This is a genomic window from Pseudomonadota bacterium, from assembly GCA_018242545.1.
In the GTDB taxonomy this organism is placed as follows: Bacteria; Pseudomonadota; Alphaproteobacteria; order 16-39-46; family 16-39-46; genus 16-39-46.
In genome coordinates this window covers 16,567-42,514 of sequence record JAFEBT010000008.1, presented here as the reverse complement: position 1 = coordinate 42,514, position 25,948 = coordinate 16,567, and the positions used below count along the sequence as shown (strand labels likewise).

Below are 25,948 nucleotides of genomic sequence, written 5' to 3'. Positions count from 1 at the left end.
ATCATTTGCAAGAAGAAAAAAACCTTGAAGCTCTTCTTTCTCCTTTCTTAGCATTGTTTAGTTAAGTGTCTCATAAATTATTTAAAATAATTATATTATTGTAATAAGAATCAAATAATATTTCCTATTTTTATATTGTATATAGATAAATTAAAAACATAAATTAAATAAAAATAAATATATATTTAAATATTTAAAGATATATTAATTTTATTATTAAATATAAAAATATTCATATTTGATGTTTTGATATTTTTTAAGATAAGAATTTTATTTTTATAAAAAACCTTGAAATTTTAATTTAAATTTGCTATAAGAAGAAGACATGTGTGGTTTGTAGATTATAAAAAAATACTTTTCATAAAAAAATTTGCTCTTGTTAATCCGTTAAGACTTTAAATTTATAGCCACAGCACGTTCGTTTGAAAACCAACTGATGGAGATTTAAGATGAAATATTCTTTTAAAAATAAAGCTTCTTTTATTGCTCTTTGTGCCGCGGCTTTGCTTCCATGTTATCTTAACGTTGTTGCAGGAGGTGGCCCGAATGGGGAAGACGTAGAACAAAGACCTTCAAGGGCCACTCCTCCTTCTTCCATACGGGAACACGAAGCATCTATTCCTCCTGTCGCACATTTTGCACCTGCAATCTCTGCAGATGATGAAAGTGCTCCTCCTCCCTATGCAGTTGCTGCCGCAATGGCGGTATCTGAAGCAGCAGCCGCATCTTCGAAAGATGAAAAAAAATCTAAAGGAGATGAAGATGATGACGATGATGCGGACATTAGAATCCTTAGAGATCAGCTTCTAGCGCAAGAACTTGCAACAAAAGATGCCGTTGAGAAAGCAAATAGGCAGGCTGCTCTTAAAGCTAAAAAAGAGTCGCTTTTAGCAAAAATCAGAGAACTGAAAGCCCAAGAAGAAGCCGCTATTCAAGCCGCAAATGGAGCCGCTGAAGCACGTTCTGAGGCTCAAGCTGCTGATGCTGAGGATCCTGTTCCAGGGCTTGAAGCTGCTGTCAATGCGCATAGAGCTGCAATTGCGCACTTAGAAGATGAAGCGGATGCTGTCGAGGATGAAATTGCTGTTGCTCAAGGCAGAGAACCTGCTCCAAAATCGGCGCAAGAAAGACGTTGGGATAACTTCTCTGCGAAATGGTCAAAGAAGAAAGCAGATGCTTTTGCTGAAACGGGAGATTCAAAACTCCAAGATCATGAGAGGGTTCAAAGAGAAGCTGAGAGGGTCTTTAATCAAGTAAGAGATGGTGTCGAGAAGTTATTTGGTAAGAAAAAGAAAAAGAAATAGAAATCTTTTCAAAATCTTTTTGATTTGAAAATGATCTATTTTTCAAAAGAGAGCAGCCTTTACAGGCTGCTTTCTTTTAATTTAAGCTTTTCTTAAGGAGAAGTGAGAACTTTAAGCTTTCAAAAAGCATTATTGATCTAGCTTAGAGGCAAGAACTGCATCAAGATGTATTTCATAAAATGTTCTATAAAATTTTTGTGTGCCAACTTCTTGTCCGTGCGTTAAGACGTGCCCATCTTTAGAGAGAATATCAAGATAAAGTCCCATCCATCGATACCAACTTTTTATAAGGGTTTTTCGCATGTTTTTATCTTCAAGTTTATATGCTTCTTCTTGAGGACATACGCCCCAATCATAAAGTGTTATACCTTTTCCTTCTTTGTCTCTCTTTTTTCTAAAAAAGACTTGGTGTTGGGCTGTGGGGCCTTTTGAGTCAAGCCCAAGCTGAAAAAAATTTAAAGCTCGTGCATCATAAACATAAGGAGCGAGCTCTTCCAATTCAGTGTGTGGAATTGCAAGGCAGTATAAGAAAGCGACGACTCCTTCTTTTTTCTCAAAATGTGCATAATGCCGCATATGTGTTAAAGGTGCTCCATTCGTGAAGGGAGATTCTAATTGAAAGTTTTCAGCTCTGTAATCCATACGGAGTAAACCGTCTAATGGTCTCACACCATAAGAGAAACTTCCTTCACAGAGTTTTCCATCTTGGGGAAGAAATTTTCTTAGAGGCGTATCTTTTTTATGAAGAACAGCGTCTTCAGAATCATACGCAACGTTCCAGAAAAGTGTTAAATGATTTTGAAAAGCTTCCAATTCTTTTGCAATAATCCGAGCATAAAGATCAATGGTTAAAAATGTTCCCGCTAAGGGTATGCCACGTGCAACAATACCTCTTGCGGCCAGGATTAGATCACCTTGCGTTTTTGCGAAGGACTGAAATGCATTATTAAGTATGAAAAACCTTGTAAAATGAAGGTTAGTTATAAAAAATAAGTCTGTATAATTTTTAAGATTCTCCGGAAACACATTATCCCATAAGCGACTATAGGAAAGTCTGAGTTCTGGTTGCTTCAAGAGAGGTTCAATTAATACCTGCAATGTTGTATCTGGAACAAAATCACACGATAAACCAGGATAGTCTCTTCTGATTTCTTCGAGATCTGGAAAAGGACATGAAGCACGCTTAAAAAGATCTCGCTTTTGGTTTTCATTATATATATCCATATCTTGGAAAAAAACGATGCCCGCAAAAGCGGAGTGAAAGGCTATTAACTGAAGAAGGGACAAAAAAAATATTTTTTTCTTTAAAATTTTTCTAAATAACATAATTCCTCTTAAAATTTTTGATCATCAAATGGTAGTCTTTACTTCTTTAAATCAAAATCTTTGAACGTTTCCTAAAAAAGCGTAGCCAATAGATAGTGGACACTTAAAAAAGGACCATGCTACATTGAGAGCAGAGAATAAAAGATATTTATGCGATCTTAAAAAAAATTGATGGAGTTGTTTTCCATTCTTGATGCGAGGGTCCAAAGCTCTTTAAGGATATCTTATTTTTAATAATATTGATTTTAAAATGAATTTAATAGGAGAGCATTAAAAAATAAAGAAAATATCATCCATTTGGGATTGAAACCTTTTCCAGAATATGGAAACATCATTTTTACATTTTAAATGTAAAACATGAAAATTTTTAAAAATGAGAAGGATTTTAGATGAAGTATAAAATTATAACGTTGGTTGGGGTCCTTGGGGTTGTAGTTCTTTTATGGTTATCAAATAGTATTTTTGTTAAAACACCGCCACAAATTGGAAGTGAGGAATGGATTAATGAAAAGATGAAGGCATATCCAGAGATTGCATGGCTAGGAGGGGAAGGCGTTCGTCAGACACACGATATGCAAAAAGGGAATATGGCAAATAATGATCAAAGTCCTTCTTTTCTCTTATATGGAAAAAAATACCCTGAATTTGATCGGTCTGTTTTAAGTCTTATGTGTTTAAGTTGGCTCATTGAAGGGACTGAGAGTGCCTATAAAGCCTTTACATCCGCTCAAAAAGAGCCTGATAAACTTTCTTATGACAGCTTTTTAAACCTTCATAAACGCTATGCGGCTATGATTGCCTCAGGCGTTACACATAAGGATTTTGAAATTGCACTTGTTCTTGGAGATACAGGAAAAACAGAAACCGCCCGTGCTTATTTTAAAGAAATTACAGTTTCTGATCATGATGAATTCTTAAAAGAAGCGCTCCAACGGGATGCAGCTCTTTTCCCAACCTTTAAAGAATTAACACCTTGGGCACAAGAAATTCTTCCTCAAGTTTCTGGAATTATTCATTTTGGGCATTTTTTGCATCTTGAAGGAGGCATTGAAATGATTATGCCTCTTATAGAGTCCCATATTATTGAGAGAGATCCTAAGGCCCTTGAATTTGATTTTCTTGTCCATATTGCAGACGTATCTGGGGCAGGAGGGCATGTGAATCCAACAAGTTCAATTGTCCTGACAGAAAATGTATACAAAGCGCTTATGGCAATGGATACATCTTTACTCCTTTTAAAGAAAGAAGAGATGACAGCTCAAGATGTTCTTGAAAACTATATTAAAATCCGGGCATCCTGGATTGGACTTGCTTCTAACACGCCTGAGGATAGAATTTTAACGCGTCTTGGAGCGATGATTCGCTTATATGAAAAAACGGATGGAGAAATTTTAAAATCAGCGTTTAAAAAGTTTGACCTAACACAACAGAATCTTTTTATAGAAATGTTTGACCCTTTATCTCCTGATTTACCTTCTGTGACACCAACCTATATTCCAGCTGTTTTTGTAAATCTATACAATAACAAAAGTCTTGGTGAAACACCGCAAGAGAGATTGACAAAAACTTTAGATTTAGGTCTTCCCTTTGTCTCGCATGTCCTAAAAATATATCAAGATCAGATGTCTGAAGGAAAAATGAATATTAATGATCCTTTAAACTTTAATGATATTGCCCGGGTTGCAAAAGAAAATCCTGAAGCCTTAACCACACTCCCGTTCTTCATAAGTCCTGAAAATAACGTTATGGAGAAGAAAGATGGCACGTTGTCACAGGGAGAAAAATGAGCACAAAGATTTCAGCTCTTATCGTTGCCCGCAATGAGGAAAGCCGTCTTGAGGCATGCCTTTCTCATCTCAAATTTGCCGATGAATGTGTTGTGATATTAGATCGAACAACCGATCGCTCGAAAGAGATTGCGCTTTCGCAAGGTGCGATGGTGTATGAAGGTAATTTTGAAAAAGAAGGAGATCGCCGTAATTTTGGCATATCACAATGTCGAGGAGAGTGGGTGCTTGAAGTTGATGCGGATGAATGGGTTTCTCCTGAACTCGCACAAGAAATTCGAATTCTTATTGAGAATCCTAGAGCCGATTGGTGGGAAGTTCCGATTGATAATTATATTGGATCTCGGCTTGTTCGGTATGGGTGGGGAGGCTCTTTCGGAACAACAGCTGTTCCAAGGCTTTTTAAAAAAGGTATAAAAACTTGGGGATCTCAACGTCTTCATCCTTCTGTGACTTTTTTAGGAAAAAAGGGTCCGCGTCTTAAAGGAAAACTTATTCATCACTTAGATACGGATCTTTCAGATACTTTAAAAAGGTTTAACTCCTATACAACAGCGCGTGCAAAAGATCTTGCTGAATCAGGAAAACTTGATAAAACATCCACGAATATCAGACGTTTTTTCTTTCGTTTTTATAAATGTTTTATTCGGCGCAAAGGGTATAAAGAAGGGGCTCTTGGATTTGTAATTGCCCTTCTTACAGGGCTTTATCCTTTGATTTCTACCTTAAAAGCTCAAGAAATTTTAAAGGAAAAATCTTAATTTCAAAATTTTCCCATTTTCTTTTTGAAAGCAAATCTTTGCGTTTTTATAAAAAATGATAATTTCTATTGACAGAATCTTTAAAAAAGAAGAGAAGTTTTTTGTTTTAGCATATTTATAAAAGGGCATTCTAAAAGTTTAAATGTATTTAAAAATTCGCTTATTCTTATTCCTGTTCTTATTTGGGGTTTTTATTCAAACATCTTCTATTTGTGCAATTACTGATGAAAATGAACATTCTCATCGGGACGTTGTTTTAAAGATAAGAACCGCCTTTGAGCAGTATGAAATAGCTTTGAAAACCGTCATCGAAAAGAGGGAGATGCGACGAGATAAAGAAATCACTATTTCGAAAGATGTTAGAAGCCATATGTCAGGATATTGGAGAGCAATAAGAAGCGATATTTTAAGGGGAGGAACGGAGGCGGATTGGCTCTTATTGCTAAAAAAACTTGAAATTCTTACAGACGCAGATGTTCTTGCTGTTCAAAGCCGGTATAGATCTTTATGCCAAACTTTGAATCAAGAGAAATTTTTTGGAGAATTTGATCGTTTAAAAGAGTGTAATCCCCGTGATCTTGTGTTCAAAAGCCCTGAATTTTTGAGGAGATTTTTTGATGAGGATGCCACTTCTGGTCAAAAAGATATATACCTTCCTCTTGTTGTTCAAGAATGGACGGACTTTCAGTTTTTTAAAGGAAATTTCTTAAAAAAAAGCTTAGATGACGGTATAAAAACTTTAACAACTCTTTCCTCTGAAGTTGAAATTGATTGGTTTTTTGTGCAATGCTATCGAATTTATTGGAAATGGCGGATTTTTCGTTTGTTTTCAGATAAAAAAGCAGACGTTCCAGATTTCTATGATCTTCCGAGCGACATTCGACAGAGGTTTAAAACGCATGCTGACTTATGTGTGGGATCTTCACTTGAGGGTGATCTTAAACAGTTTTTGGAAAGAATAGGTCCATATTTAAAAACAAAGAATGCCCTGGCAGAATGCCGACAAAAAGCCTATAGCCTGGGTTTTTATTGTCAATTTGAATTTTTTGAAGATCTGGAAAAAGTTGTGGCACTCTGCACGGGGCGCCTTATGTATGTGCACGGCATTTTTTTTAAATTATCTAGCATGAAGAATCTTTCTCCCCCTGAAGAAATTGCAACCACGGAACAATTTAATGATCTTATGAATGGTATGAGAGAGGATTTAAGAAACCTTAAGAAGGCTTTTGAAAAAAAACCAGAGGCGCAAGCGGACATTTTCAGAATTTCTTATTCTTTAGACGATTATGAAGAAGTTTTGCGCCAGGAAGTAAGTTCTTTCAGTCCAGAAAATCTAAAGCTTTATGCAGCATCTCTTCAAGATTTTTACCTTTATGGGTGGCCTTCGATACAATCTGACATAATATATAATCTGCCTTTATCCATTGAAAAAAGTGCTTTTAGGTTTGAAAGTGAACACATGTTATCGAAAAGAAAAGAGTTTCAAGAAAAAATTTTTGAGCTCGAAGAACAGCTCATGTCCTTAAAAAAACAAGAACTGCAGCATCAAGAAGAGTTAAAGGCTCTGAATGACCGCATGAAGACTTTAACGGAGGAACAAAAAAACCTAGAACAAGCCAATCGTGATCTCAAAGCTGAGATGGCAAAAAAACAACCTTCAGAAGAAGACCTTTTAAGAAAAAAATTATTAGAGGCTCAAGAGAAATTGAAACGTTTCAAAGAAAGTTCAGATAGAAATGAACAGGCAACTCAGAAATCCATAAAGGCTCTTAAAGCACAGGAATTAGAGTTAAAAGAAGAGCTTGCAAAATTTAAAAATGATTTTTCCTCTCGACTTAAGTTTGAGCTTGAAAAGGTCAAAAAATCATTACAAAGAGCGTATGATGCTAAAATTGAAGGATTAACAAAAAATCATCAAACAAGTCTTGATGTATTAAGGAAACAATACAAAGATCTGTTAGAAGAAAAGGAAGGAGAAAAAAAGAATGCACAGGCATTTCTCCAAGGTTGCTTTCAACTTTTTCAAGAAGAGAGCCTTCCTCTCGATAACTTCGGAGAAAAATTATATGAAAAGATCGCTTTCCTAAAAGCAGAAGCCGATCGGTTAAAGGCAGAAAATCAAGAAATATGTGCACAGGCACAGGTCCAAGAAGAAAGTATAAGAAAGCGTTTTGACGACGAATTAGCGCAAAGATGGAAACTTGAAAAAGAAAAACTGCAAAAAGAGTTGGAAACATCAATGTACCATGTTCAACAACAGCTTGAAGATCTCCGACAAAAAGTTCAAAAAACCTCTGAAGAGAAACAGCAATTACAAGAGCTTTTTGAAACGAAAAGAAAAGAAGGAGAGGCTGAACGCGCTCGCATGATGAAAGAGCTTTTAGATCAAGCTTCTAAAACCCATGCTGCTGAAGAAAGAGCAGCTGACGAAAGAGCTGTTGTTTGCAGAAGCTCAGCCTATCAAAAAGAAATGGAGAAAGCTTATCAAGCACAGATTGCTCAGTTAAAAGCAGAAATTGCCGCTCTTCAATATCACCTTTCAATGTCTCCTGCCGTTTTTTATAATCCTCAGGCTTTCGGGATGCCGGCTCCTTTGGTGCAAGGACCTCCTCTTATGCAAAGACCCACTTTTACTTCAGGAAAAAAGTTCTCATAAAAGGTATGATACACCGTCTTGAGAAGTTTTTTGAATTCTAAGCTTAAAACGCGGCTTTCAAGAGAGCTTGCGTATAGGGTGTTTGAGGATGGTGAAAGATTTGAGTGGTTGTTCCCTCTTCAACAATCTTCCCTTCCTTCAAGACAAGGACACGATGGCTTAAAGATTGAATGACTTTAAGATCATGACTGATAAAAATATAAGAAATTTTATGTGCGGATTGAAGTTTCTTCAGAAGATCTAAAAGTTGAGCTTGAATGGAACGGTCAAGCGCTGAGGTGGGTTCGTCTAAAATAATGAGTTTGGGTTTTAAAATTAAGGCGCGTGCAAGGGAAATACGTTGGCGTTGTCCACCAGAGAGTTCATGGGGATAGCGCCAAAGAAATGTTTCATCGAGGCCAACTTCTAAGAGAGCTTTTAAGATTTTTTCATCAGCTTCTTGCTCTGTTTTTACAAGGTGATGCACCCACAATCCTTCTCCAATAATTTGTGAGACACTGAGCCTTGGGCTTAAAGAGCTATAAGGATCTTGAAAGACAATTTGCAAACGGGGGCGTAAAGCTTGAAGCTGTTGACGCCCTTTATCTTGAATTTCTTCAGAATCAAACCATATTTTTCCTTCGCTCTTCAGAAGTCTCAGAAGCGCAAATCCAAGAGATGATTTTCCAGAACCGCTTTCACCAACAATCCCTAATGTTTCGCCGGGGTTTACGAAAAAGCTTACTTTATTAACAGCTGTATGAGATTCAATGACGCGGCCAAAGAATCCTTTTTTCAAAGGAAAAGAAACAGAAAGATTTTGGACTTTTACAAGAGGTGCAAGTGTGTAAGCATCTTTAGATAGGGGAACGGCTTTTCCTTTAGGCTCCGCAGCAATAAGCATTTGGGTGTAAGTTTTTTTGGGATGTTTAAGAATTTGAGACGTTAATCCTGATTCAATGATTTCACCTTGATGCATGACACAGGTTCTCTGAGCCATTTTTCTAACAACGTCTAAATCATGTGTGATAAGAAGGATGCTCATCTTCAAATCGTGTTGAAGATCTTTTAAGAGTTCCAGAATTTCTGCTTGAATGGTGACATCAAGAGCTGTTGTGGGTTCGTCTGCAATCAGCAATTGAGGATTGTGGGCAAGGGCCATTGCAATCATTACCCGTTGACGCTCGCCTCCTGAAAGTTCAAAAGGGTATGCATTGAGGCGTTTCTCAGCTTGTCTCAAACGAACAAGGTGAAGAAGCTCTAAAACACGTGCTTGAGCTGTTTTTCTTGTATAGGAGCCATGGAGAAAAAGAGATTCATTAATTTGTTGTTCAATTGTATGAAGGGGATTAAGAGACGTCATTGGTTCTTGGAAGATCATGCCAATTTGATTTCCGCGAATGGTTTGAAGAAGAGGAAGAGGCGCTCCAATGAGCTCTTGGTCTTTCCAAAGAATGGAACCTTGAGGATGAAAAGCTTTTGGATAGGGAAGAAGTTGGAGAATTGAGTAGGCTGTTACGGATTTTCCTGAACCACTTTCGCCGACAAGAGCAACTGTTTCTTGAGGATAAATGTCAAAGGAAACATTTTTAACCGCAGCAATTGGGTTTGTTTCTGTTTTGAAGGAAGTGCTTAAGTTTTGCAAAGAGAGGAGAGGAGAAGATTTTTTCATGAGAGCCTCTTAAAAAACCTTGCGTGGATCAAAAGCATCGCGAACACCTTCTCCAATAAAAGTGACGAGACCAAGCAAAATTGAAACACTTAAAAATCCGGTTAACCCGAGCCAAGGAGCATGAAGGTTGTTTTTTCCTTGAGAGAGAAGCTCTCCCAAGGAAGGAGATCCAGGAGGAAGTCCAAATCCTAAGAAGTCAAGAGACGTTAGCGTTGCTATGGACGCGTTTAGAATAAAGGGAAGATAGGTTAAAGAAGCCACCATAGCATTTGGAAGGATGTGCCTGAACATAATTAAAAAAGAAGGAACCCCGAGAGCACGTGCTGCGCGGACATAATCAAAATTTCGTCCACGAAGAAATTCTGCACGAACAACACCGACAAGTGTGGTCCATTTGAAAAACATCATTAAGCCGAGCAGCCACCAAAAATTTGGATCGACAAGACTTGAGAGAATAATGAGAAGATAAAGAATTGGAAGTCCAGACCAAATTTCTACAAATCGTTGGGTGATAATATCAACGCGTCCCCCAAAATACCCTTGCACACCTCCCATCATAATTCCCAAGATTGCACTTGCGATTGTAAGGCAAAGGCCAAAAAAGAGAGAAATTCGAAATCCATAAATTAGACGTGCAGAGAGATCTCGCCCTTGATCGTCGGTCCCAAGAATGTTTTCAAAAGTTGGAGGGGAGGGCGCTGGTGTTGGAAGATCATAATTAATCGTGTCATATCCATACGGGATAAGAGGCCAAATCATGAATCCATCAGCCTCAATAAGATTTTTTACAAAAGGATCTTTATAATTCGTTGTGGTATCAAATTCTCCTCCAAAGGTTGTTTCTGGATAATTTTTTAAGATGGGAAAATAGAGCTGGTTTTTATAAGAAACAATTAAAGGCTGATCATTTGCAATAAAATCTGCAAAACAACAAATACCGAAAAGAATGAGAAAAATCCAAAGACTGTAAAATCCACGTCGGTTTTGCTTAAAGCGCTTGATTCTTAATTTTGTAAGAGGAGAGAATCTTACACAAAAAAGGTGTTTAAGGGGCATCATCTTAAAAGCTATCCTTCCCGCCCTGCAAAATCAATGCGTGGGTCAACAAAAGTATAGGTTAAGTCTCCTAAAAGGTTCATAAATAACCCAATCAATGTGTAAATATAAAGTGTTCCAAACATAATCGGATAATCTCGCGAGATTGCAGCTTCAAATCCTAAAAGACCAAGCCCATCCAAAGAGAAAATAACTTCAATAAGAAGTGAACTTGTAAAAAAAATATGAATAACCGCAGCGGGAAGACCTGCGACAACAACGAGCATCGCGTTTCGGAATATATGATGATAAAGGATGCGAGGTTCTGAAACACCTTTTGCGCGTGCAGTGAGAACGTATTGTTTTTGAATTTCTTCTAAGAAAGAATTTTTGGTCAAAAGGGTAAGGCTTGCAAAGCCACCAATGACCATCGCCGTCACAGGAAGGGTTATATGCCACAGATAATCAAGCGCCTTATGAAACCAATCTAAGCTTTGCCAATTGTCTGAAACAAGGCCACGCAGGGGAAAAAGATCAAAAAAACTACCTCCTGCAAAAAAAATAATTAAGAAAAGAGCAAACATAAAACTCGGAACCGAATACCCAATGATAATCATAACACTTGTTATCATATCAAACTTTGTGCCATCTCTCACAGCTTTTGCAATCCCAAGAGGAATGGAAATTAAGTAAACAATGAGGGTTGTCCAAAGCCCAAGAGAAAGAGAAACAGATAGTTTTTCTGTGATAAGCTCTGCAACTGGACGTCCTCGAAAATAGCTTTTTCCGAACTCAAAAGTAGCATAGTTTTTGAGCATTAAAAAAAGACGTTCGTAGGCTGGCTTGTCAAACCCGTAAAGATGTTCGAGCTCACGAATAAAAGCAGGATCGAGGCCTCTTGCTCCTTTATATTTTGTATAAAGAGCACTCTCACTTGACGTTTGACTAAAATCATCAGCCGTGCCTGAAAAAGGGTCATTAAACCCTTCTCCTTCAAGTCTTGCTGTTGCTGAAACACTATCGCCACGGATTTTAGAAATCATTTGCTCAATGGGGCCTCCAGGAGCTGCTTGGACAATGATATAATTTAAAATCATAATGCCAAGGAGCGTTGGGACAATGAAGAGAAGGCGCCTGAGAAGATAAAAGAGCATTTAGGAATCTTTCAGAGCTTGTTTAAGTTTTTCTTCGAGAATTGGATCAATCCACCAGGATTCAATTCCAATATCATAAAGGGGAGAGACGGAAGGATATTTAAATTTATTCCAATACGCATACCTAAATTCCTTCAAAGACCAATGGGGAATGAGGTAAAATCCCCAGAGCAAAACACGATCCAAAGCATGAACGCGTTCAATTAATTCTTCATAATTTTCAGCAGAGATAACCAAGTCAATAAGATGATCAACAATAGGATCAGAAATACCGAAATAATTTGAAGAGCCGGGCTCTTGAGAGGCTTTCGATCCCCAGTAGTTAAGTTGCTCATTCCCGGGGTTATTGGACTGCGGAATGATTCCTGTAAGAATGTCAAAATCAAAAGTATTCGTGCGTTCCGTATATTGACTTGAATCGAGGAGACGAAATTTTGCTTCAATGCCCATGGCACGTAAATTCTTAATAAAATTTAAGGATATTTTTTCCATGGCCGGAACATCAGAAATGATTTCGAGTTTTAAGGGCTTTCCAGTTGCAAGATGAATCAGTTTTCCGCTCTTTATTTCATAGCCTGCTTGCTTGAAAAGGAGATGCGCTTTTTTAAGATTCTCTCGAACATTTCCGGATCCATCTGTTGTTGGAAGGGTAAAAGGTTCTTTAAAAAGGCGCGGAGGCAGTTTGTCTTTAAAAGGTTCTAAGATTTTAAGTTCTTCTTTAGACGGGAGGCCTGAAGATGCAAAGGGGGAGTTTGAAAAATAACTTTTATGACGGGTATAAGAGCTGTGGAAAAGATTTTTATTAATCCATTCAAAATCAAGTGCATATCCAATCGCTTCTCTAACACGGGGATCTTGAAGCTCTTTTTTACGCGTGTTTAAAATGAATCCTGTAATTCCAAGGGGAATTTCATGCGAAATCTCACGTTTGATCACAAGACCTTTCTGAAAAGCAGGGAATGTATAAGCTGTTGCCCACAACTTTGCGGTATTTTCTTGACGAAAATCAATTTCTCCCAATTTAAAAGCTTCAAAAGCAACATTAGGATCTCTAAAATAATCAAACTTAATGGAATTAAAGTTATACATGTACTTATTGACAGGAAGATTTTCTCCCCACCAATTTGGAACACGATTTAATATAATGGAACGCCCTGGCTCGATACTCCCATATTGATAAGGCCCCGCACCTAAGGGCGGAAGAAGGCTGGGTTTTGAAAAGTCATGAAGCGTATAAAAGGCTTTTGACAAAATTGGAAGATTAGTCCCGAGAACCAAAGGGAGTTCACGATTTTGTTTGTTTGAAAATGTAAATTTAACGCCCTGTTGTCCAACCTTTTCAGCTTTTAAAATGTCTTCAAAAAGGTTCCTAAATATGGGATTTCCTTTTTCCTTGAGAATGTTAAACGAAAAAATAATATCTTCTGGTGTAATGGGTGTAAGATCATGAAAGCAAGCGTCTTTACTTAATATAAAGGTAATGGAACGACCATCAGGTGAAAGATCATAAGATTCTGCAACATAGGGATAAACCGTTGAAAGCTCATCTTGAGACTGTTTCATAAGGGTTGCAAAAACAAAGTTGTTTCCTGCTCCGACAACACCTGTAATAATAAAGGGATTGAGGCTATCAAATGTACCAGGGACAGCGAGTCGTAATGTTCCTCCTTTTTGTGCATTTGGAGAGGTATAGTCAAAATGCGTAAAATTTGAAGGATATTTTGGACTTTTGTGAATGCTGAAACCTTGAGAAAGGGGTGCACAAAATCCTTCTTTCCTGGCGTCTTTTAAAAAGAGACATCCCAAAAGGCAAAAGAGAAAAAAAAGAAAATTCTTTTTTTTATAAAAAATAGAAGAAAGAAAAGAAATCATTGTCTATCCTTAAGTATAAATGGACTTTTGATAGATGGAAAGTCACTTTATAGGTTTATGGGCGGAATTTGGAAAAATAATTCTGAAAGATATTGAAGTCTCCATTTTCCCTGTTTAAGCTTTTGGTTCTAACATGTGGACAAAAAGCATTTCATGCTTTATACCATACTCTCAGGGATTTTTACTAATGGGATTTTTAATGTCTCTTTCGTCAAATGCAATTATTTTAATTCCTGCGCGTCTTCAGGCTCAACGTTTCCCGCGTAAACCTTTGGCTATGCTTTCTGGAAAACCGATGATTTTGCATGTTCTTGAAGCTGTCAAAAAATCAGGCATTGGGGATATTATCGTTGCCGCTGCAGAAACTGAGCTTCAAGAAGTGGTTGAAAAGGCTGGATTTTCATGTGTTCTAACGGACCCAAACCATCCTTCAGGGTCAGACCGCATTTTTGAAGCACTTCAACGCGTGGACCCTTTTGGACAAAAAGAAATTATCGTAAATGTTCAAGGGGATCTTCCTGTTCTTGATATGGCAATGATTCCTCTCCTTTTAGATACTTTTAAAAATCCCCATGTCGATATTGCAACGGCTGTGACGCCTTTTAAAGAAAATGAAAATCCCGAAGATCCAAATCGTGTCAAAGCGGCGGTAGCTTGGGAAAATAATGGGAATCATGGACGCGCCCTTTACTTTAGTCGATGTCCTATTCCTTTTAAGGCTCAAATCTATTATCATCATATTGGAATTTATGCATACCGTCGGCATGCTCTCGAAAAATTCATTTCTTATCCTGTTGGGTTTTTAGAGAATGAAGAAAAATTAGAGCAATTGCGGGCGCTTGAAAATGGAATGTGGATTGAAGCCATCAAGGTTGACACTTCACCTTTAAGTGTCGATACCCCAGAAGATTTAGAATACGTGGAAGCCTATTTAAAAACAAAATCGTTTAAAGGATAAAGGAGTTAAATATGAATAGAATTATGAGGTTTGTACTTGGGATAATGACCTTTTTAGGCCTTTATGCGTCTTCTTTGAATGCTGTTCCTGTCATTTATAAACTTATAGATTCAAGTTTAGGAGGGGAGGTGGACCAAATAAGAGGCGTCAGCTCCGCAATTATTCAGAAATTTAAAGATGAAGGTAAGGCCGGTCCTGATGTGACAGATGATCTTGATCTTAAGGGTAAAAGTCCATCTGAGTTTAACTTTTCAAGGCTTAGTGATCTTCCAAAAAATAACCCGGAGGCTATTTTCATATCATCTGGAACTTATGGAATTCGTGCCTTTCGGATGTTGAAAGAGAGTTTTCACACGGAAGGAATTTTTGTTTATGTTTCTCATCAAATTATTGGAAATGAAGAGGATATGTCTGCGGTTCAACTTAAAAGCCTTGTAAATGTTGCAACTTTTATCGTTCTTCCCCACCATGTCTTTGAGATTTCTGATCCAAGAGCTCAAGCCCTAAAAGATGCACTTGTTGGCTCAAACACACACCTTTTACAAATAACAGGTGTCGTTCATAATATGCATGCGGAAGATCTTTTAAAAGATTATACAAACTATAAAGCTGAGATTCCTGATGCAAAAAAATGCATGTTGGTCATTTTAGGCGGTGATGTTGAAAAAAAAGAGGGGGGGACATGGACCTATTATACCCCTCAAGAAGCAGAAAAGTTAGCGCAGTATGTTAACGGTCAAATGAAGGAGCATCCGGATCTTTTTGTCTTTGTTACAAATGCACCTCGGACGGGAAGATTTGATCCAAGGACAGGAGAAGATGCGGGTTTTCATCAAAAAGGAGGGCCACTTGATCCTGTAACCGCAGCTTTTATGAAAGCTCTTTCCAATCGTGACCGGGTTAAACTTTATAATTTTGAAAAAGGGGAGCCAAGCTTCTTCAAAGCACTTCTTCACAAAGTCAATGAAAGGAAAGGAGTTGTTCTTGTGCCTGGAGAATCGACGTCAATGATTTCTCAAGTCATCGATAATACTAAGTTTGGATCTGTTATTCTTTTTACCCACGGCGCAATGCATGAAGTTCATAACGCGCATGTTGCAGATGAGTTCAAAGCGGGACGCGTTTCTCTGTTGGAGGCATCCGATGCGTCTTATGATTTCTCAGGGCTTGAGGAGGGCTTTTCAAAAGATTCTATTCTTTCGTCAAAAGTTGTTGCCGATGCAATATGGGAATTCATCCAAGAACAGAAAAAGAAATCTTAATAAGAAAGTAATTTTTTAAAGATAATGCCTGTGAAGATCTCTTCTTGCTTTTTAATTTCAAGAAAGCTAAGCAAACATCCAAAGAAAAAATTTGAATTACAAAAGCTCCTTTGTTAAAATGTAAAGAAAAAGAATAAATAAGGGGGCTTTCTCATGAAATCTATTAAGAGGATAGCAATTGTTTGTATGGTTATCGGAGTGGGTTATTGTTTTTCAAATGGGGCTTCGTGTGAACCACAAGATACAGATAACGTGAAGGTTGTTAAAAAAAAGAGTAATGACACGGATAAAGAGCCCGCCTAGTGGGAACTCCTGGATGTTTATTAAGAGGCTTCTTAAGTCTTATTTCATTTATACTGAACTTTTTACTCAATTTTTAAGGGTTGCTTTTTTGAAAGGATTTCCCTATAACTTTTTGGATAAAATCGTTTCACAAGATGAGGATAGATAATGGCACGCGTTACCGTTGAAGATTGTACTAAAATTGTTCCCAATCGATTTGATCTTGTCCTGCTCGCAGCACAACGCGCACGTGAAATCGCAGGCGGGAGTGCCATTAAAGTTTCCCGTGATAATGATAAAAACCCTGTGATTGCTTTGCGTGAAATTGCGGGCGAAAAGGTGTCTTTAGAAACACTTTGTCAAGGCATCATTAAGGGCCTTCAAAAAGTAGCTGAACCTGAAGAAGCTGAAGAAGAAATTCTACGTGTGATGGCAGAAGAACAAAATTGGGTTCAAAACACGGAAAACCAAAGCATGCAGGAAGAAATGCAAGAAGATCACCTTCATTTTGAAGATGAAGCCGATCTTTCTGATGAGCCTGCTTTTACGGTCGCTGATTAAAAAATCTTATTTTCTTCCTAAAAAAAGTTAACGGCCTTTGATATTAAAGGCAGCCAGGACCATTTTCATATGTTACCTTATGAAGAAACAATTGTTAATTTGTTTAAAAACGGGAACACTATTCCCGAAAATATGGTAAAAAAGGGAATAAAGTTCCTGAAAATCTAATAAAAACGGGAATAGAGTTCCTGAAAATCTGATAAAAACAGGAATAGAGTTCCTTTTTTCTTTTATTTTTTTGTTATTTTCCTTATATTAATAATCAAGAAATAATTTTTAATGAAAGATATATGGTATAAATGAAAAACTTAAAACGTTGTTTAGACCTCTATTTGCCTATTGGACAGTCATCATTTTTATGGGGCGCGCGAAAAACAGGTAAGTCAACATATTTAAAACAAACTTATCCAAATTCACTTTATTTTGATGTGCTTCTCTCAGAAGTGTATTATCAATTTCTCGAGACCCCTCAGTTTTTACGCCAAGAATTAATGTTGTTGCCTGAATCTCAGCGTATGTCTCCAGTTATTATTGATGAAATTCAAAAAGTACCTCTTTTGCTCGATGAAATTCATTGGATGATCGAAAATCTTAAACCCCTTTCATTCATTCTTTGCGGGTCAAGTAGTCGACGACTCAGAAAAGAAGGTGTAAATCTTTTAGGAGGTCGAGCTTGGCGACATACTTTTATGCCTCTTATTTTCCCAGAACTTCCTTTTTTTGATTTGATCCATATTTTTAAAACGGGGCTTTTACCTGCACATTTTTTGTCTCCTACAACAGCCATTAACTCTATAAAATCATATGTGCAAGGTTATTTAATACAAGAAATTCAATTTGAAGGTTCTGTTCGTAATTTAAAAGCATTTATACGATTTTTAGAGTTGATGGCTTCAACACATGGTGAGCTTATAAATTATGCTAATATAGCGCGCGATTGCGGTGTTGATGCAAAGACCATTAAAGGGTACTTTGAAATCTTAGAGGAAATGTTTTTGGGAACATTTGTAGATGTATTTTCAGATAAACCAGGGCGTCATTTGATGACAGCACATCCTCGATTTTATTTTTTTGATGTAGGAATTGCAAATTTTTTGTGTGGCCGTTCAATTAATAATTTACGAGGTTCAGATGCTGGAAGAGCATTTGAGCATTATCTTTTTTATGAGTTAAATGCTTACAGATATCGAAAAGAAAAAGAGTATGATCTACAAACATGGCGAACAAAATCTGGACTAGAGGTAGATTTTATTTTAGATAGAGGTCGTGTCGCAATTGAATCAAAAATGACGACAGCTGTTCAAAAAAAAGATCTAATTGGATTGTTAGAATTCCATAAACTTGGATTTAAAACAGATCTTTATATTGTATGTTTAGAGCCAAGACCTCGACTTATAACGATAGATAACGTCCCAATTCGTGTATACCCCATCAAACATTTTCTTGAAAAGCTATGGATGAATGAAATTCTTTAGAATTATCAATTTTAGGGAAATAAAAATATTTTTTTCATCCATGTCTCATAAAAATCTTTAAGATTCCCATTTTAAAAGTTTTTTAAGGTGTTGAGCAACCTGTTTTGTTTCATTAAAAGAAGGAACGGGTGTTGTAAAAAATGTTCCGTTAAACCACTGGGTTCTTTTCATTTGGATAAGAGCCTCGTGAAAACTTGAGAACTTCTTACTTCCTCCTGGTAAACGAATAATGAAGATCGGTTTTGTCGTGGCACACGCTTCGCTTGTCATGGAAACACTATCAATTGTTATGAGAAGAGCATCTGACCATGCAAGAAGTCCAAAATAGGGATTTTTTCCTGTTCGATCCCAAATATAGACATTGGGATTATGGGAAAATGTTTCTTGAAAAAGAGAGACCACATTTTGAGGCGTCCTTCGAGACGGAGAGATCAAGAGGCTTCCTCCAGAGTCTCTTTGAAGCTTTAAAAGATCCTCGATGATGGTATGGACCGTTTTTATAGAAAAGTTAAAAACTTTATTGGGACCTCCCAAAATAACACCAATACGAGGCCCCTTATATTTGGAAAAAAGAGAGGCAAAATCCTGATATCCTTGTTTGAGCTCAAAGTCTGTAACGCGGTGCGGTGCTCCAAGCATTTTAATAACATTTTTCCCGCGAACTTTATCATGATGTGGACAAATGAGAACATCAAAATGTTTAGGTGAGATTTTAGGATTTTGAAGATAAACGATTTGACTGCGTCCTTTACTTTCTTCTTTAATAAAAAGGGCTGGAAGAACAGAACGTCGACCACAGGCAAGGACAAGGTCTGGCCAAGGTGGAGAAAGAGATTCTGACTCTTTATGAAAACAGAAACGTTTCAAGCCCCTAAAGAAAGGAGCAAAGAGTGTCCAAAATTGTTTCAGGCGAATTCTTTTAACTGTAATAGAACATTCTAAAGCTTCAGCTAAACCAAGGGCTTGATTTTCCATGCCGGCACTCCCGTCTGTTATAACCCAGCATGTTTTTTGCCAGCATGTTTTTTGATTGTCAGACATAATATATCTCTTATGTGTCGAAAAAAGTTTTAAGAAAAAAGAAGTATGACGAAATCGGGCTAAATGTGCAACAGGATTGATGATTTTAGAAAGATCCAAGGTCTTTTATTGAGAAGACTCTCGCTTTATTTTTTTAGGTTGTTTTTAATAGAGGGAGAGGGCCTTTAAAAAAGGACGGGAATGAACCAAGCTTGGATACTTTAAATCATGATGCGTCAATTTGAGCTTGTAGAACGTGTAAAAGCTTATGATCCGTCTGCAGACGAAGATCTTTTGAATCGTGCGTATGTTTTTGCAATGAAGGCCCATGGATCTCAAACCCGTGAATCGGGGGATCCTTATTTTACGCATCCTCTTGAAGTTGCAGGAATTTTAACACGGTGGAAACTTGACAGTGCTACCATCGCAACGGCACTTTTGCATGATACGATTGAAGATACACCTGCTACTTTTAAAGATATTCAAAGCTTGTTTGGAGATGAGATTGCTTTTCTCGTTGATGGCGTAACAAAGCTTTCAAAAATAGAATTACAGTCAGATAAGTCAGAACAAGCTGAAAATTTCCGCAAGCTTGTCCTCGCCATGTCCAAAGATTTGCGTGTTTTACTTGTTAAACTTGCAGATCGTCTTCATAATATGAGAACTCTTTTTGCCACATCCCGTGAAAAACGTCAGCGTGTCTCACGGGAAACCATGGAAATTTATGCGCCTCTGGCAGAACGTATTGGGATGCATGAGATGCGCAACGAACTTGAAGACTTGGCTTTTTCCTACTTAAATCCAGAAGCCCATGCGCGCATTGTGGAGCGACTCAATGTGATGCGACACAAAGAGGAAGATGCTGTAAGTAAGATTATGGAGCAATTAAAAGAGGTGCTCTCAATTGGAGGGCTTCATGTTTCTATTTTCGGGCGCGAAAAAACACCCTATTCGATTTGGCGGAAACTTCAGAAAAAAAACATAGAATTTGAGCAACTTTCAGATATTATGGCTTTTCGGGTGGTGGTCAATACACTCGAAGACTGCTATCAAGCTTTGGGAATTATCCACAGTACCTATCCGATGATTTTGGGAAGATTTAAAGACTATATTAGTTCTCCAAAAGCAAATGATTATCAATCTTTGCATACGACAGTGATAGGCCCAGAAGATCAACGTATTGAAATACAAATTCGGACTTCTGAAATGAATGATATTGCAGAAATGGGTCTGGCGGCACATTGGCAATATAAAGACGGTAAAACTGAACTTGAAAATGCGCATCGATTCAAAACAACCAAAGGGATTCAATACCCTTGGGTTCAAAAAATTTTAAACATTTTAGAGACAGCTTCTAGTCCTCAAGACTTTTTTGAACATACAAAGATGGAAATGTTCGAAGATAATGTCTTTTGTTTTACGCCTGGACGCGAATTGATTACGCTTCCAAAGGGTGCTACACCTGTTGATTTTGCTTATGCCATTCATTCTGAGGTTGGAGATCATTGTGTTGGGGCAAAGGTGAATGGTCGGATTGTTTCCTTAAGAGCGACACTTTCACATGGAGATGAAGTTGAAATCATAACGACAAAAAATCACGCGCCTTCTCCAGAATGGGAAAGGTTCGTGGTAACGGGAAAAGCACGGGCACACATCCGACGTTTCCATAAGCATGACCGTCATGAGTACATAGATGTGGGGCGGGTTCTTTTAAGTAAAGCGCTTCGTAAATATGGAATGACGCTGACGAGTGCGGATTTTGAACCTGTTCTTAAGAAATTAAAAATTTCAACAAAGGAAGCTTTATTTCAAGCGCTTGGAGAAGGAACCTTGATAAGCCGTGATGTTGCTTCTCTTTTTGCATATGAAAATAAGTCAGCGCTAACAGAAGAATCTCCCGAAAAGTCTTTGTCTGAACATGGACTTGAACAAGAAGAAAAAATTTATGAAAAAGCGATTCTGAGGAGACAAGGGCGCCAGACACACTCTAAAAAAGAAGTACGTGCTGAGACACCCATCCTGGGAATTATTCCAAGAATGGTTGTTTCTTATGCAAAATGTTGCCATCCTCTCCCAGGTGAGCCCATCCTTGGGATTGTAAAAACGGGGACGGGGATTGCGATCCACCGAAAAGAATGTCTTGTGCTTTTAGAATCGCCTCACCCTCAAAAGCGTTTTCTGGATGTCGAATGGAATAAGGATGCAAAATCGGAAAATTTTATCTATGTTGGTCGAATTAGAGCGAATGTCTTAAATGTTCCTGGGAGTTTAGGGGCTGTGACAACGTCTTTTGGGATTTTGGGCGCAAATATTGCAAACTTGAAAGTTATTCATCGCTTTCCAGAGTATCATGAAATGTTAATTGATGTGGAAGTAAAAGATGTTGAACATCTTAAAACATTGATTGCATATTTAAGAAATACAAAAGCCATTCATTCCATTGAACGAGGTTAAAAAATATTAAGAGAAATACTCTTAAAAAAGAAGAAAAGATTTCAAAGGTTAAGTCGAGAATTTAAAAAGAAGAACCTCCGGTAAAAATTAAAGAGTAGATTTTGAACGAAAAAAGAGATAGAATTAAAAAAATAAAGAGGTTACATAAACTTTAAAAAAATAATAAAAACAATCCATCGGGAGAAGAACTATGAAATTTAAAAACAAGTCCGTCGCGTTTCTTACTTTTTTTATCATGGGAGGCTTTTTATCAACCTCTGTGGAAAGCGTTGTTGATAGGCCTGAGGCTGAATTAGCTAAGCCGGCCGAAGAGGCTTATGCTTCTGAGGATGTATCTGACCTGAATAGAGGGTATTTTGGGCTGAAAATTAGGAAGAATTCTCCAGCAGCATATGTTGGAACAGCAAAAGATCTACAAAGGAAATTATTAAGGTTAGGGGCAACTTCTTATATCTCTCTTAAAACTTCAGACCCACAAGCACATGAAATTCTTCGCACAGCTGCAGGAGAAGAAATGGACTTCACAGGAGAGACTCTTTTCAAAAGCGAAAAGGCGCCTTTTGAATTGCTTCAGGCAGGTGCCTCCGGTGCTCTTATAAGCATGAAGGCTTTCCCTGTGACGTCATATTTAAACCTAACTGCAGTTGCAGATTCTGACAACACTGTTAGCTCAGGAGATTTCTGGTAGATAAAAATGCCTTCATCCTTTCGGGAAAAAGGCTTTAAGAAAAGAGATTTTTCTAGGGGTGGGAGGACACGGCTTTCTCTTTTCCTTGCAAAATAATTGCGCAAGAAAAATAAAGAGTAACTTTAACAAACAATAAAAAATAGGAGCGTAACATGAAAATCAAACACACAAGCCTCTCTTTAGCAGCACTTGTTCTTTCAGGAGTTCTTTCAGGGATTTCTGTGGAAAGCATTTATGCAGTTAAAGACAAAGCAAAAGATTCCGTTTCAGACAAAGAGAGTGCTCAGAAACGTGAGGATGGTTCGGCCCCTAAAAATGCAGAAGACCGAACAGGTGATAAAGCTGTTGACGTTGAATCAAAGGTTCTCGATAAAAAAGATACAAGGGAGCCAATTTCCTTGGGAATGGCACTGAAAAAACCCACCGTTCTAAAAGATGACAAGAATTCAACAATCGTAACGACAACTGATAACACTCAAATCAATATAGATAAGAAAGGTAAAAAGGTCATATCTCCTGATATAGCTGCATTGGAAGCAATTCTTGCTAAACTTAAAACAAAGGGTATGGATATAAGTAAAGTGAAGGGAGAAGTTATACTTGATGCTTCTGAAGTTGATTCTAATCCCAAACTCAAAACCTTAATTTTGGAAAAAGGGTTTCTCCCAACATCTGACGGACTGGGCTATACAGGAAATCTCTCTGGCGCTGATCTCTTTAAACTCGGTCAATTTGTTCCTGTGACAAAATTTCCGATGGCCAACCCAGTTATATTCAGTGGTTTTTCTGATGGAACCTTAGAGGTCATGCGGGCGTATGTTACGAGCGAAAAATTTGAGGGAGAAAGAAAGGAGAGAATTATTGTCCAGCTTGTTGTTGAACCCTTGAGAGATGCTTGGGATTTTTATAGTATGCATGTGGGGGATCATGGAGACTTCGGAAAAGCTACTGGTTATCGTTTTGATACGGTTGAAGGAAATCCTGCGCTTTTCGATGACAGCCATTATGCTATGATGCTAGGTGCAGTTACGGGGCTTGGGTATTGGAGAAGTTTCAATCCCAGGGAAGGTTATGCGCCACGTGTCTTTATAACAGTTGACGATGCGTATGCAGATGGATTTTCAAGAAAATATGGTGTTGATGCTCTGGGCGCAACAACAGGAGGTAAGCAAACTTTTGAGATAAGACCCATAATGGATCAATTGATGCTTGATGCCAACATGGCACCATGGGTACATAACGCAACAGTTTCTTATGGTTGGGATGATTTTGGATCATATTCTCATGCGAAGGATCACATAACACATAAGATCTGACATTTTTCTCAGATCCTAGTACATGTTCTAATAAAAAAGTGTGAGCCAAGAAGAGAGCATTCTTATAAAGAAGATGCTCTTTTTTTGCAGATTTTTTGAAAGTATTGGATTTTAATGGACATCAATTTTGAATCTGACTTGATATTTTTAAGTTAAATAAAAAAATGTAAACGTCGGCATAAACAATTCTCATTAAAGAAGAGATCATTCCTATGGAAAAGATATGCTCCCTGATATGAATTCTCTTGTAAGTATGAATATCAAGAGAGAATTCTGGGAAAGATTTTTCTAAACTTTACTTAAGGAAGATGCTGTTAAGAAAGGTTGGTAAATTTCAAAACAAGAAAATTTCTTCTAAAGAATGATGCCCCGTAAAGACAATATAAAATAATAAAATTTTAAATTTAATTTGCTTGCAAAGCTTAGAAATGTTATACTGAAAATAAAAAAATAAAAAGGTGGGAGAGATATTATGAAACTTACAAAAACAACACTTTTTTCGTCTTTTCTTTTATTAACTGAGGCAGAAAGTATTGCGAGAAATGATGAAAACGAAGAGGCGGTCAATCTTTCAACAGAACAAGGGCTTAAATTGCAGAATGAGCCTTATGGGGTGAAGAAGACTTTTTTTCTGACGAATAAAATTAGACAAAATTCATTTGCCACCCATGTTGATACTGCAGCGAATTTTCAAAAAAAGTTAACTGGATTTGACAGCCCCATGCTTTTCCTTGTGAAAAGCTCAGATCCAGAAGTAATGAAAATTTTAGCCCAACATAAAAAAGAACGAGAAGGGCAAGAAAAAATATATGAAGGCTTTGTTTTTAACGATAGGGAAATCCCTTTCAAAGAGATCAAGGAAAGAGAACCTGGTGCACTCTTGTGCATAAGACCCTTCCAAGGCGAAGGCATGATAAGTGTTTTAGGATAAATAAGGTCTTGAAAGTGTTTTGAGGAAAAGAACCTGGAAACAGGGATTTCTTCTTCTCAAATAAGTCTAAAATAAAGAAAGAAAAATAAAGAAAGGAAAATAAAATGAAAAAAACACAGACACATATTTCTTTAATGGCTCTTGTTTTAGCAGGAGCATTCTCATGGGGCTCTTTTGAAAGCATTTATGCCGGAAATGAAAAGGATGAGGTAGAAAATAAAGACAAAAAAGAGGGGACTGTTGCTTCATCAAAAACAGACGATAAGTCCGATGCTAAATCAGATGTTTCTAAAGCTAAAGAAGGTGATCTTTCGAAAACTCATAAAGATTTAAAAGATTCTTCAGGAAAAAGCGATGCAGTGAAAACGGACTCTTCTTTCAAAGTGGTAAAGAAAGATGGAGATAAAGTTGTCTTGAAAGATGAAAGCGGAGCTATAATTTCAGCAGATCCAAAAGCAAAGGCTCTTAAAACAAATGATATTTCTAGTGCGCTAACCATTTTCGATTTCATTGAAAAGGAAGGTCCTTCAGAGCGGCCTCTTGTTATGGAGTTTACTTTTTCTTTGAGTGATCAGGAGAAGCCCAATTTAACACTGTTAAAAGAACTAGAAAGCTATGGTTTTAGTCGAGGAGAAGATGGGCAGTATGGAGCAAAGCTTACAAGAGAGCAGCTTATAGAACTTCATAAAAATCCAAAGCTGAAAGAAATCTTGTTTGGAAATAATGCAAATTCAGCTGTTTATTTCAATAATTTGCCTGACATGTACATGAGAAAAATGCCAACCCTTGTTGTTTCTGAAGAATTCAGGGTAAGGAAAGGAGAAATAGAATTTGCCATGGAAATTGTTGGTCCTCTCCGCACGATCTGGGAAAGCGGCACCTTTTCTAGAGAAGGTATGACTCTTTCTATAACTGAACGTCCAGATTATGATGGAGCCTTAACGGATAGGCCTTATTGGACAAATAACCGGTTCTTTGGTTCTCTTCTTGTTGATGAGAGCCGAAATACTGTGCTTTTGGGGACAATTGAAGGCGCTCGCCTCTTGTTAGAACAACTAGACAAGGGCACACCACTTCCTGCTCGAATTGATCTTACTTTAAGTGCTGACTCTCCCTTAAATAAGGTGCTAACGGATAAATATAACATAGAGGTCGTTAAAGTCGGTGAAAACAACAATTATATGTTAGACCATAAAGCCGACTTCTACCCTGAAGTTTTGAGAGAAATACGAGATGGAAAGCTTATTAGTGAAACTGACACAATAGCACTTGGCTTCAAAAATAACCACGTTTTTAGGGCCTTTAAGGCTGGCCTAGGCATAGGAAGATAAGAATAAATAAAGCTTGCTTTATCGTGCTCATATGAAGCTTGAAAGAGCGTTCCTTAGAGGAACGCTCTTTCTTTATTTTGTTTATTTAAAAATGAGCAGTTCGAGAATGTTCTCTTAAGATTCA

At 37.5% G+C, this 25,948-nt stretch carries 19 protein-coding genes; 13 read left to right on the top strand and 6 right to left on the bottom strand.

The genetic code is table 11. The annotated features are described in order from the left end of the window. Positions 1-449: 449 nt before the first annotated feature. On the top strand, positions 450-1,304 hold the full coding sequence (locus tag JSS34_02345) for a hypothetical protein (GenBank protein MBS0185182.1): 855 nt from the start codon (positions 450-452) through the stop codon (positions 1,302-1,304). A 129-nt stretch (positions 1,305-1,433) separates the two neighbouring features. Here the strand turns inward: JSS34_02345 and JSS34_02340 are convergent, their stop codons facing one another. Next, a complete protein-coding gene (locus tag JSS34_02340; protein MBS0185181.1) occupies positions 1,434-2,630 on the bottom strand; it encodes a hypothetical protein in 1,197 nt (398 codons plus the stop codon). Between the two features lie 389 nt (positions 2,631-3,019). On the opposite strand from JSS34_02340, the gene JSS34_02335 reads away from it, so the two are divergent. From JSS34_02335 to JSS34_02325, 3 genes are all read left to right on the top strand, one after another. Then, positions 3,020-4,417, top strand: coding sequence for a hypothetical protein (locus JSS34_02335; protein MBS0185180.1), 1,398 nt, complete (start codon positions 3,020-3,022; stop codon positions 4,415-4,417). Further along, the gene (locus JSS34_02330; GenBank protein ID MBS0185179.1) at positions 4,414-5,178 is read left to right on the top strand and encodes a glycosyltransferase family 2 protein; all 765 of its coding nucleotides are present in this window, start codon (positions 4,414-4,416) and stop codon (positions 5,176-5,178) included. The genes JSS34_02335 and JSS34_02330 overlap by 4 nt, the downstream gene beginning before the upstream one ends. A 142-nt stretch (positions 5,179-5,320) precedes the next feature. Continuing rightward, positions 5,321-7,834, top strand: a complete 2,514-nt coding sequence (locus JSS34_02325) for a hypothetical protein (GenBank protein MBS0185178.1) — start codon at positions 5,321-5,323, stop codon at positions 7,832-7,834. Between the two features lie 43 nt (positions 7,835-7,877). Here the strand turns inward: JSS34_02325 and JSS34_02320 are convergent, their stop codons facing one another. Genes JSS34_02320 through JSS34_02305 form a run of 4 tightly spaced genes read right to left on the bottom strand, consistent with a single transcriptional unit; the run spans position 7,878 to position 13,546 of the window. Then, the gene (locus tag JSS34_02320) at positions 7,878-9,485 is read right to left on the bottom strand and encodes an ABC transporter ATP-binding protein (GenBank protein MBS0185177.1); all 1,608 of its coding nucleotides are present in this window, start codon (positions 9,483-9,485) and stop codon (positions 7,878-7,880) included. Between the two features lie 9 nt (positions 9,486-9,494). Then, positions 9,495-10,541 carry an ABC transporter permease gene (locus tag JSS34_02315; protein MBS0185176.1) on the bottom strand — a complete coding sequence of 349 codons (1,047 nt, stop codon included), beginning with the start codon at positions 10,539-10,541 and terminating at the stop codon, positions 9,495-9,497. Between the two features lie 11 nt (positions 10,542-10,552). Next, positions 10,553-11,674, bottom strand: coding sequence for a microcin C ABC transporter permease YejB (gene yejB, locus JSS34_02310; protein ID MBS0185175.1), 1,122 nt, complete (start codon positions 11,672-11,674; stop codon positions 10,553-10,555). Beyond that, positions 11,675-13,546, bottom strand: a complete 1,872-nt coding sequence (locus JSS34_02305; GenBank protein ID MBS0185174.1) for an ABC transporter substrate-binding protein — start codon at positions 13,544-13,546, stop codon at positions 11,675-11,677. Positions 13,547-13,745: 199 nt separating this feature from the next. On the opposite strand from JSS34_02305, the gene JSS34_02300 reads away from it, so the two are divergent. The 4 genes from JSS34_02300 (at position 13,746) to JSS34_02285 (ending at position 18,084) form a co-directional block, all read left to right on the top strand. After that, complete coding sequence (locus JSS34_02300; GenBank protein ID MBS0185173.1) at positions 13,746-14,504, top strand: 3-deoxy-manno-octulosonate cytidylyltransferase; 759 nt, start codon at positions 13,746-13,748, stop codon at positions 14,502-14,504. An 11-nt stretch (positions 14,505-14,515) separates the two neighbouring features. Continuing rightward, positions 14,516-15,766: a hypothetical protein gene (locus JSS34_02295; protein MBS0185172.1), complete on the top strand. Its 1,251-nt coding sequence runs from the start codon at positions 14,516-14,518 to the stop codon at positions 15,764-15,766. A 450-nt stretch (positions 15,767-16,216) separates the two neighbouring features. Beyond that, positions 16,217-16,609 (top strand): DNA-directed RNA polymerase subunit omega, encoded by a 393-nt coding sequence (locus tag JSS34_02290; GenBank protein ID MBS0185171.1) that lies wholly within the window; start codon positions 16,217-16,219, stop codon positions 16,607-16,609. A 299-nt stretch (positions 16,610-16,908) separates the two neighbouring features. Next, entirely contained in the window at positions 16,909-18,084 is a 1,176-nt protein-coding gene (locus JSS34_02285; GenBank protein MBS0185170.1) for an ATP-binding protein, read from the top strand. A gap of 57 nt (positions 18,085-18,141) precedes the next feature. Here JSS34_02285 and JSS34_02280 read toward each other — a convergent pair whose 3' ends face one another. After that, positions 18,142-19,125 carry a mitochondrial fission ELM1 family protein gene (locus tag JSS34_02280; protein ID MBS0185169.1) on the bottom strand — a complete coding sequence of 328 codons (984 nt, stop codon included), beginning with the start codon at positions 19,123-19,125 and terminating at the stop codon, positions 18,142-18,144. 207 nt (positions 19,126-19,332) lie between these two features. Here JSS34_02280 and JSS34_02275 point away from each other — a divergent pair, with 207 nt between their 5' ends. The 5 genes from JSS34_02275 to JSS34_02255 all read left to right on the top strand — a co-directional run bounded on the left by JSS34_02275 (position 19,333) and on the right by JSS34_02255 (position 25,824). Beyond that, positions 19,333-21,558 (top strand): bifunctional (p)ppGpp synthetase/guanosine-3',5'-bis(diphosphate) 3'-pyrophosphohydrolase, encoded by a 2,226-nt coding sequence (locus JSS34_02275; GenBank protein ID MBS0185168.1) that lies wholly within the window; start codon positions 19,333-19,335, stop codon positions 21,556-21,558. Between the two features lie 190 nt (positions 21,559-21,748). After that, a complete protein-coding gene (locus JSS34_02270; GenBank protein ID MBS0185167.1) occupies positions 21,749-22,246 on the top strand; it encodes a hypothetical protein in 498 nt (165 codons plus the stop codon). 152 nt (positions 22,247-22,398) lie between these two features. Continuing rightward, on the top strand, positions 22,399-23,562 hold the full coding sequence (locus tag JSS34_02265; protein MBS0185166.1) for a hypothetical protein: 1,164 nt from the start codon (positions 22,399-22,401) through the stop codon (positions 23,560-23,562). 472 nt (positions 23,563-24,034) lie between these two features. Then, entirely contained in the window at positions 24,035-24,493 is a 459-nt protein-coding gene (locus JSS34_02260; GenBank protein ID MBS0185165.1) for a hypothetical protein, read from the top strand. Positions 24,494-24,597: 104 nt separating this feature from the next. After that, on the top strand, positions 24,598-25,824 hold the full coding sequence (locus JSS34_02255) for a hypothetical protein (protein MBS0185164.1): 1,227 nt from the start codon (positions 24,598-24,600) through the stop codon (positions 25,822-25,824). Positions 25,825-25,948: the final 124 nt, after the last annotated feature.

Bases quoted from the DNA above. Each gene is read 5' to 3' on its own strand.
- JSS34_02345 (MBS0185182.1), top strand. From the start codon at position 450: ATGAAATATTCTTTTAAAAATAAAGCTTCTTTTATTGCTCTTTGTGCC.
- JSS34_02340 (MBS0185181.1), bottom strand. From the start codon at position 2,630: ATGTTATTTAGAAAAATTTTAAAGAAAAAAATATTTTTTTTGTCCCTT.
- JSS34_02335 (MBS0185180.1), top strand. From the start codon at position 3,020: ATGAAGTATAAAATTATAACGTTGGTTGGGGTCCTTGGGGTTGTAGTT.
- JSS34_02330 (MBS0185179.1), top strand. From the start codon at position 4,414: ATGAGCACAAAGATTTCAGCTCTTATCGTTGCCCGCAATGAGGAAAGC.
- JSS34_02325 (MBS0185178.1), top strand. From the start codon at position 5,321: ATGTATTTAAAAATTCGCTTATTCTTATTCCTGTTCTTATTTGGGGTT.
- JSS34_02320 (MBS0185177.1), bottom strand. From the start codon at position 9,485: ATGAAAAAATCTTCTCCTCTCCTCTCTTTGCAAAACTTAAGCACTTCC.
- JSS34_02315 (MBS0185176.1), bottom strand. From the start codon at position 10,541: ATGCCCCTTAAACACCTTTTTTGTGTAAGATTCTCTCCTCTTACAAAA.
- yejB (MBS0185175.1), bottom strand. From the start codon at position 11,674: ATGCTCTTTTATCTTCTCAGGCGCCTTCTCTTCATTGTCCCAACGCTC.
- JSS34_02305 (MBS0185174.1), bottom strand. From the start codon at position 13,546: ATGATTTCTTTTCTTTCTTCTATTTTTTATAAAAAAAAGAATTTTCTT.
- JSS34_02300 (MBS0185173.1), top strand. From the start codon at position 13,746: ATGTCTCTTTCGTCAAATGCAATTATTTTAATTCCTGCGCGTCTTCAG.
- JSS34_02295 (MBS0185172.1), top strand. From the start codon at position 14,516: ATGAATAGAATTATGAGGTTTGTACTTGGGATAATGACCTTTTTAGGC.
- JSS34_02290 (MBS0185171.1), top strand. From the start codon at position 16,217: ATGGCACGCGTTACCGTTGAAGATTGTACTAAAATTGTTCCCAATCGA.
- JSS34_02285 (MBS0185170.1), top strand. From the start codon at position 16,909: ATGAAAAACTTAAAACGTTGTTTAGACCTCTATTTGCCTATTGGACAG.
- JSS34_02280 (MBS0185169.1), bottom strand. From the start codon at position 19,125: ATGTCTGACAATCAAAAAACATGCTGGCAAAAAACATGCTGGGTTATA.
- JSS34_02275 (MBS0185168.1), top strand. From the start codon at position 19,333: ATGATGCGTCAATTTGAGCTTGTAGAACGTGTAAAAGCTTATGATCCG.
- JSS34_02270 (MBS0185167.1), top strand. From the start codon at position 21,749: ATGAAATTTAAAAACAAGTCCGTCGCGTTTCTTACTTTTTTTATCATG.
- JSS34_02265 (MBS0185166.1), top strand. From the start codon at position 22,399: ATGAAAATCAAACACACAAGCCTCTCTTTAGCAGCACTTGTTCTTTCA.
- JSS34_02260 (MBS0185165.1), top strand. From the start codon at position 24,035: ATGAAACTTACAAAAACAACACTTTTTTCGTCTTTTCTTTTATTAACT.
- JSS34_02255 (MBS0185164.1), top strand. From the start codon at position 24,598: ATGAAAAAAACACAGACACATATTTCTTTAATGGCTCTTGTTTTAGCA.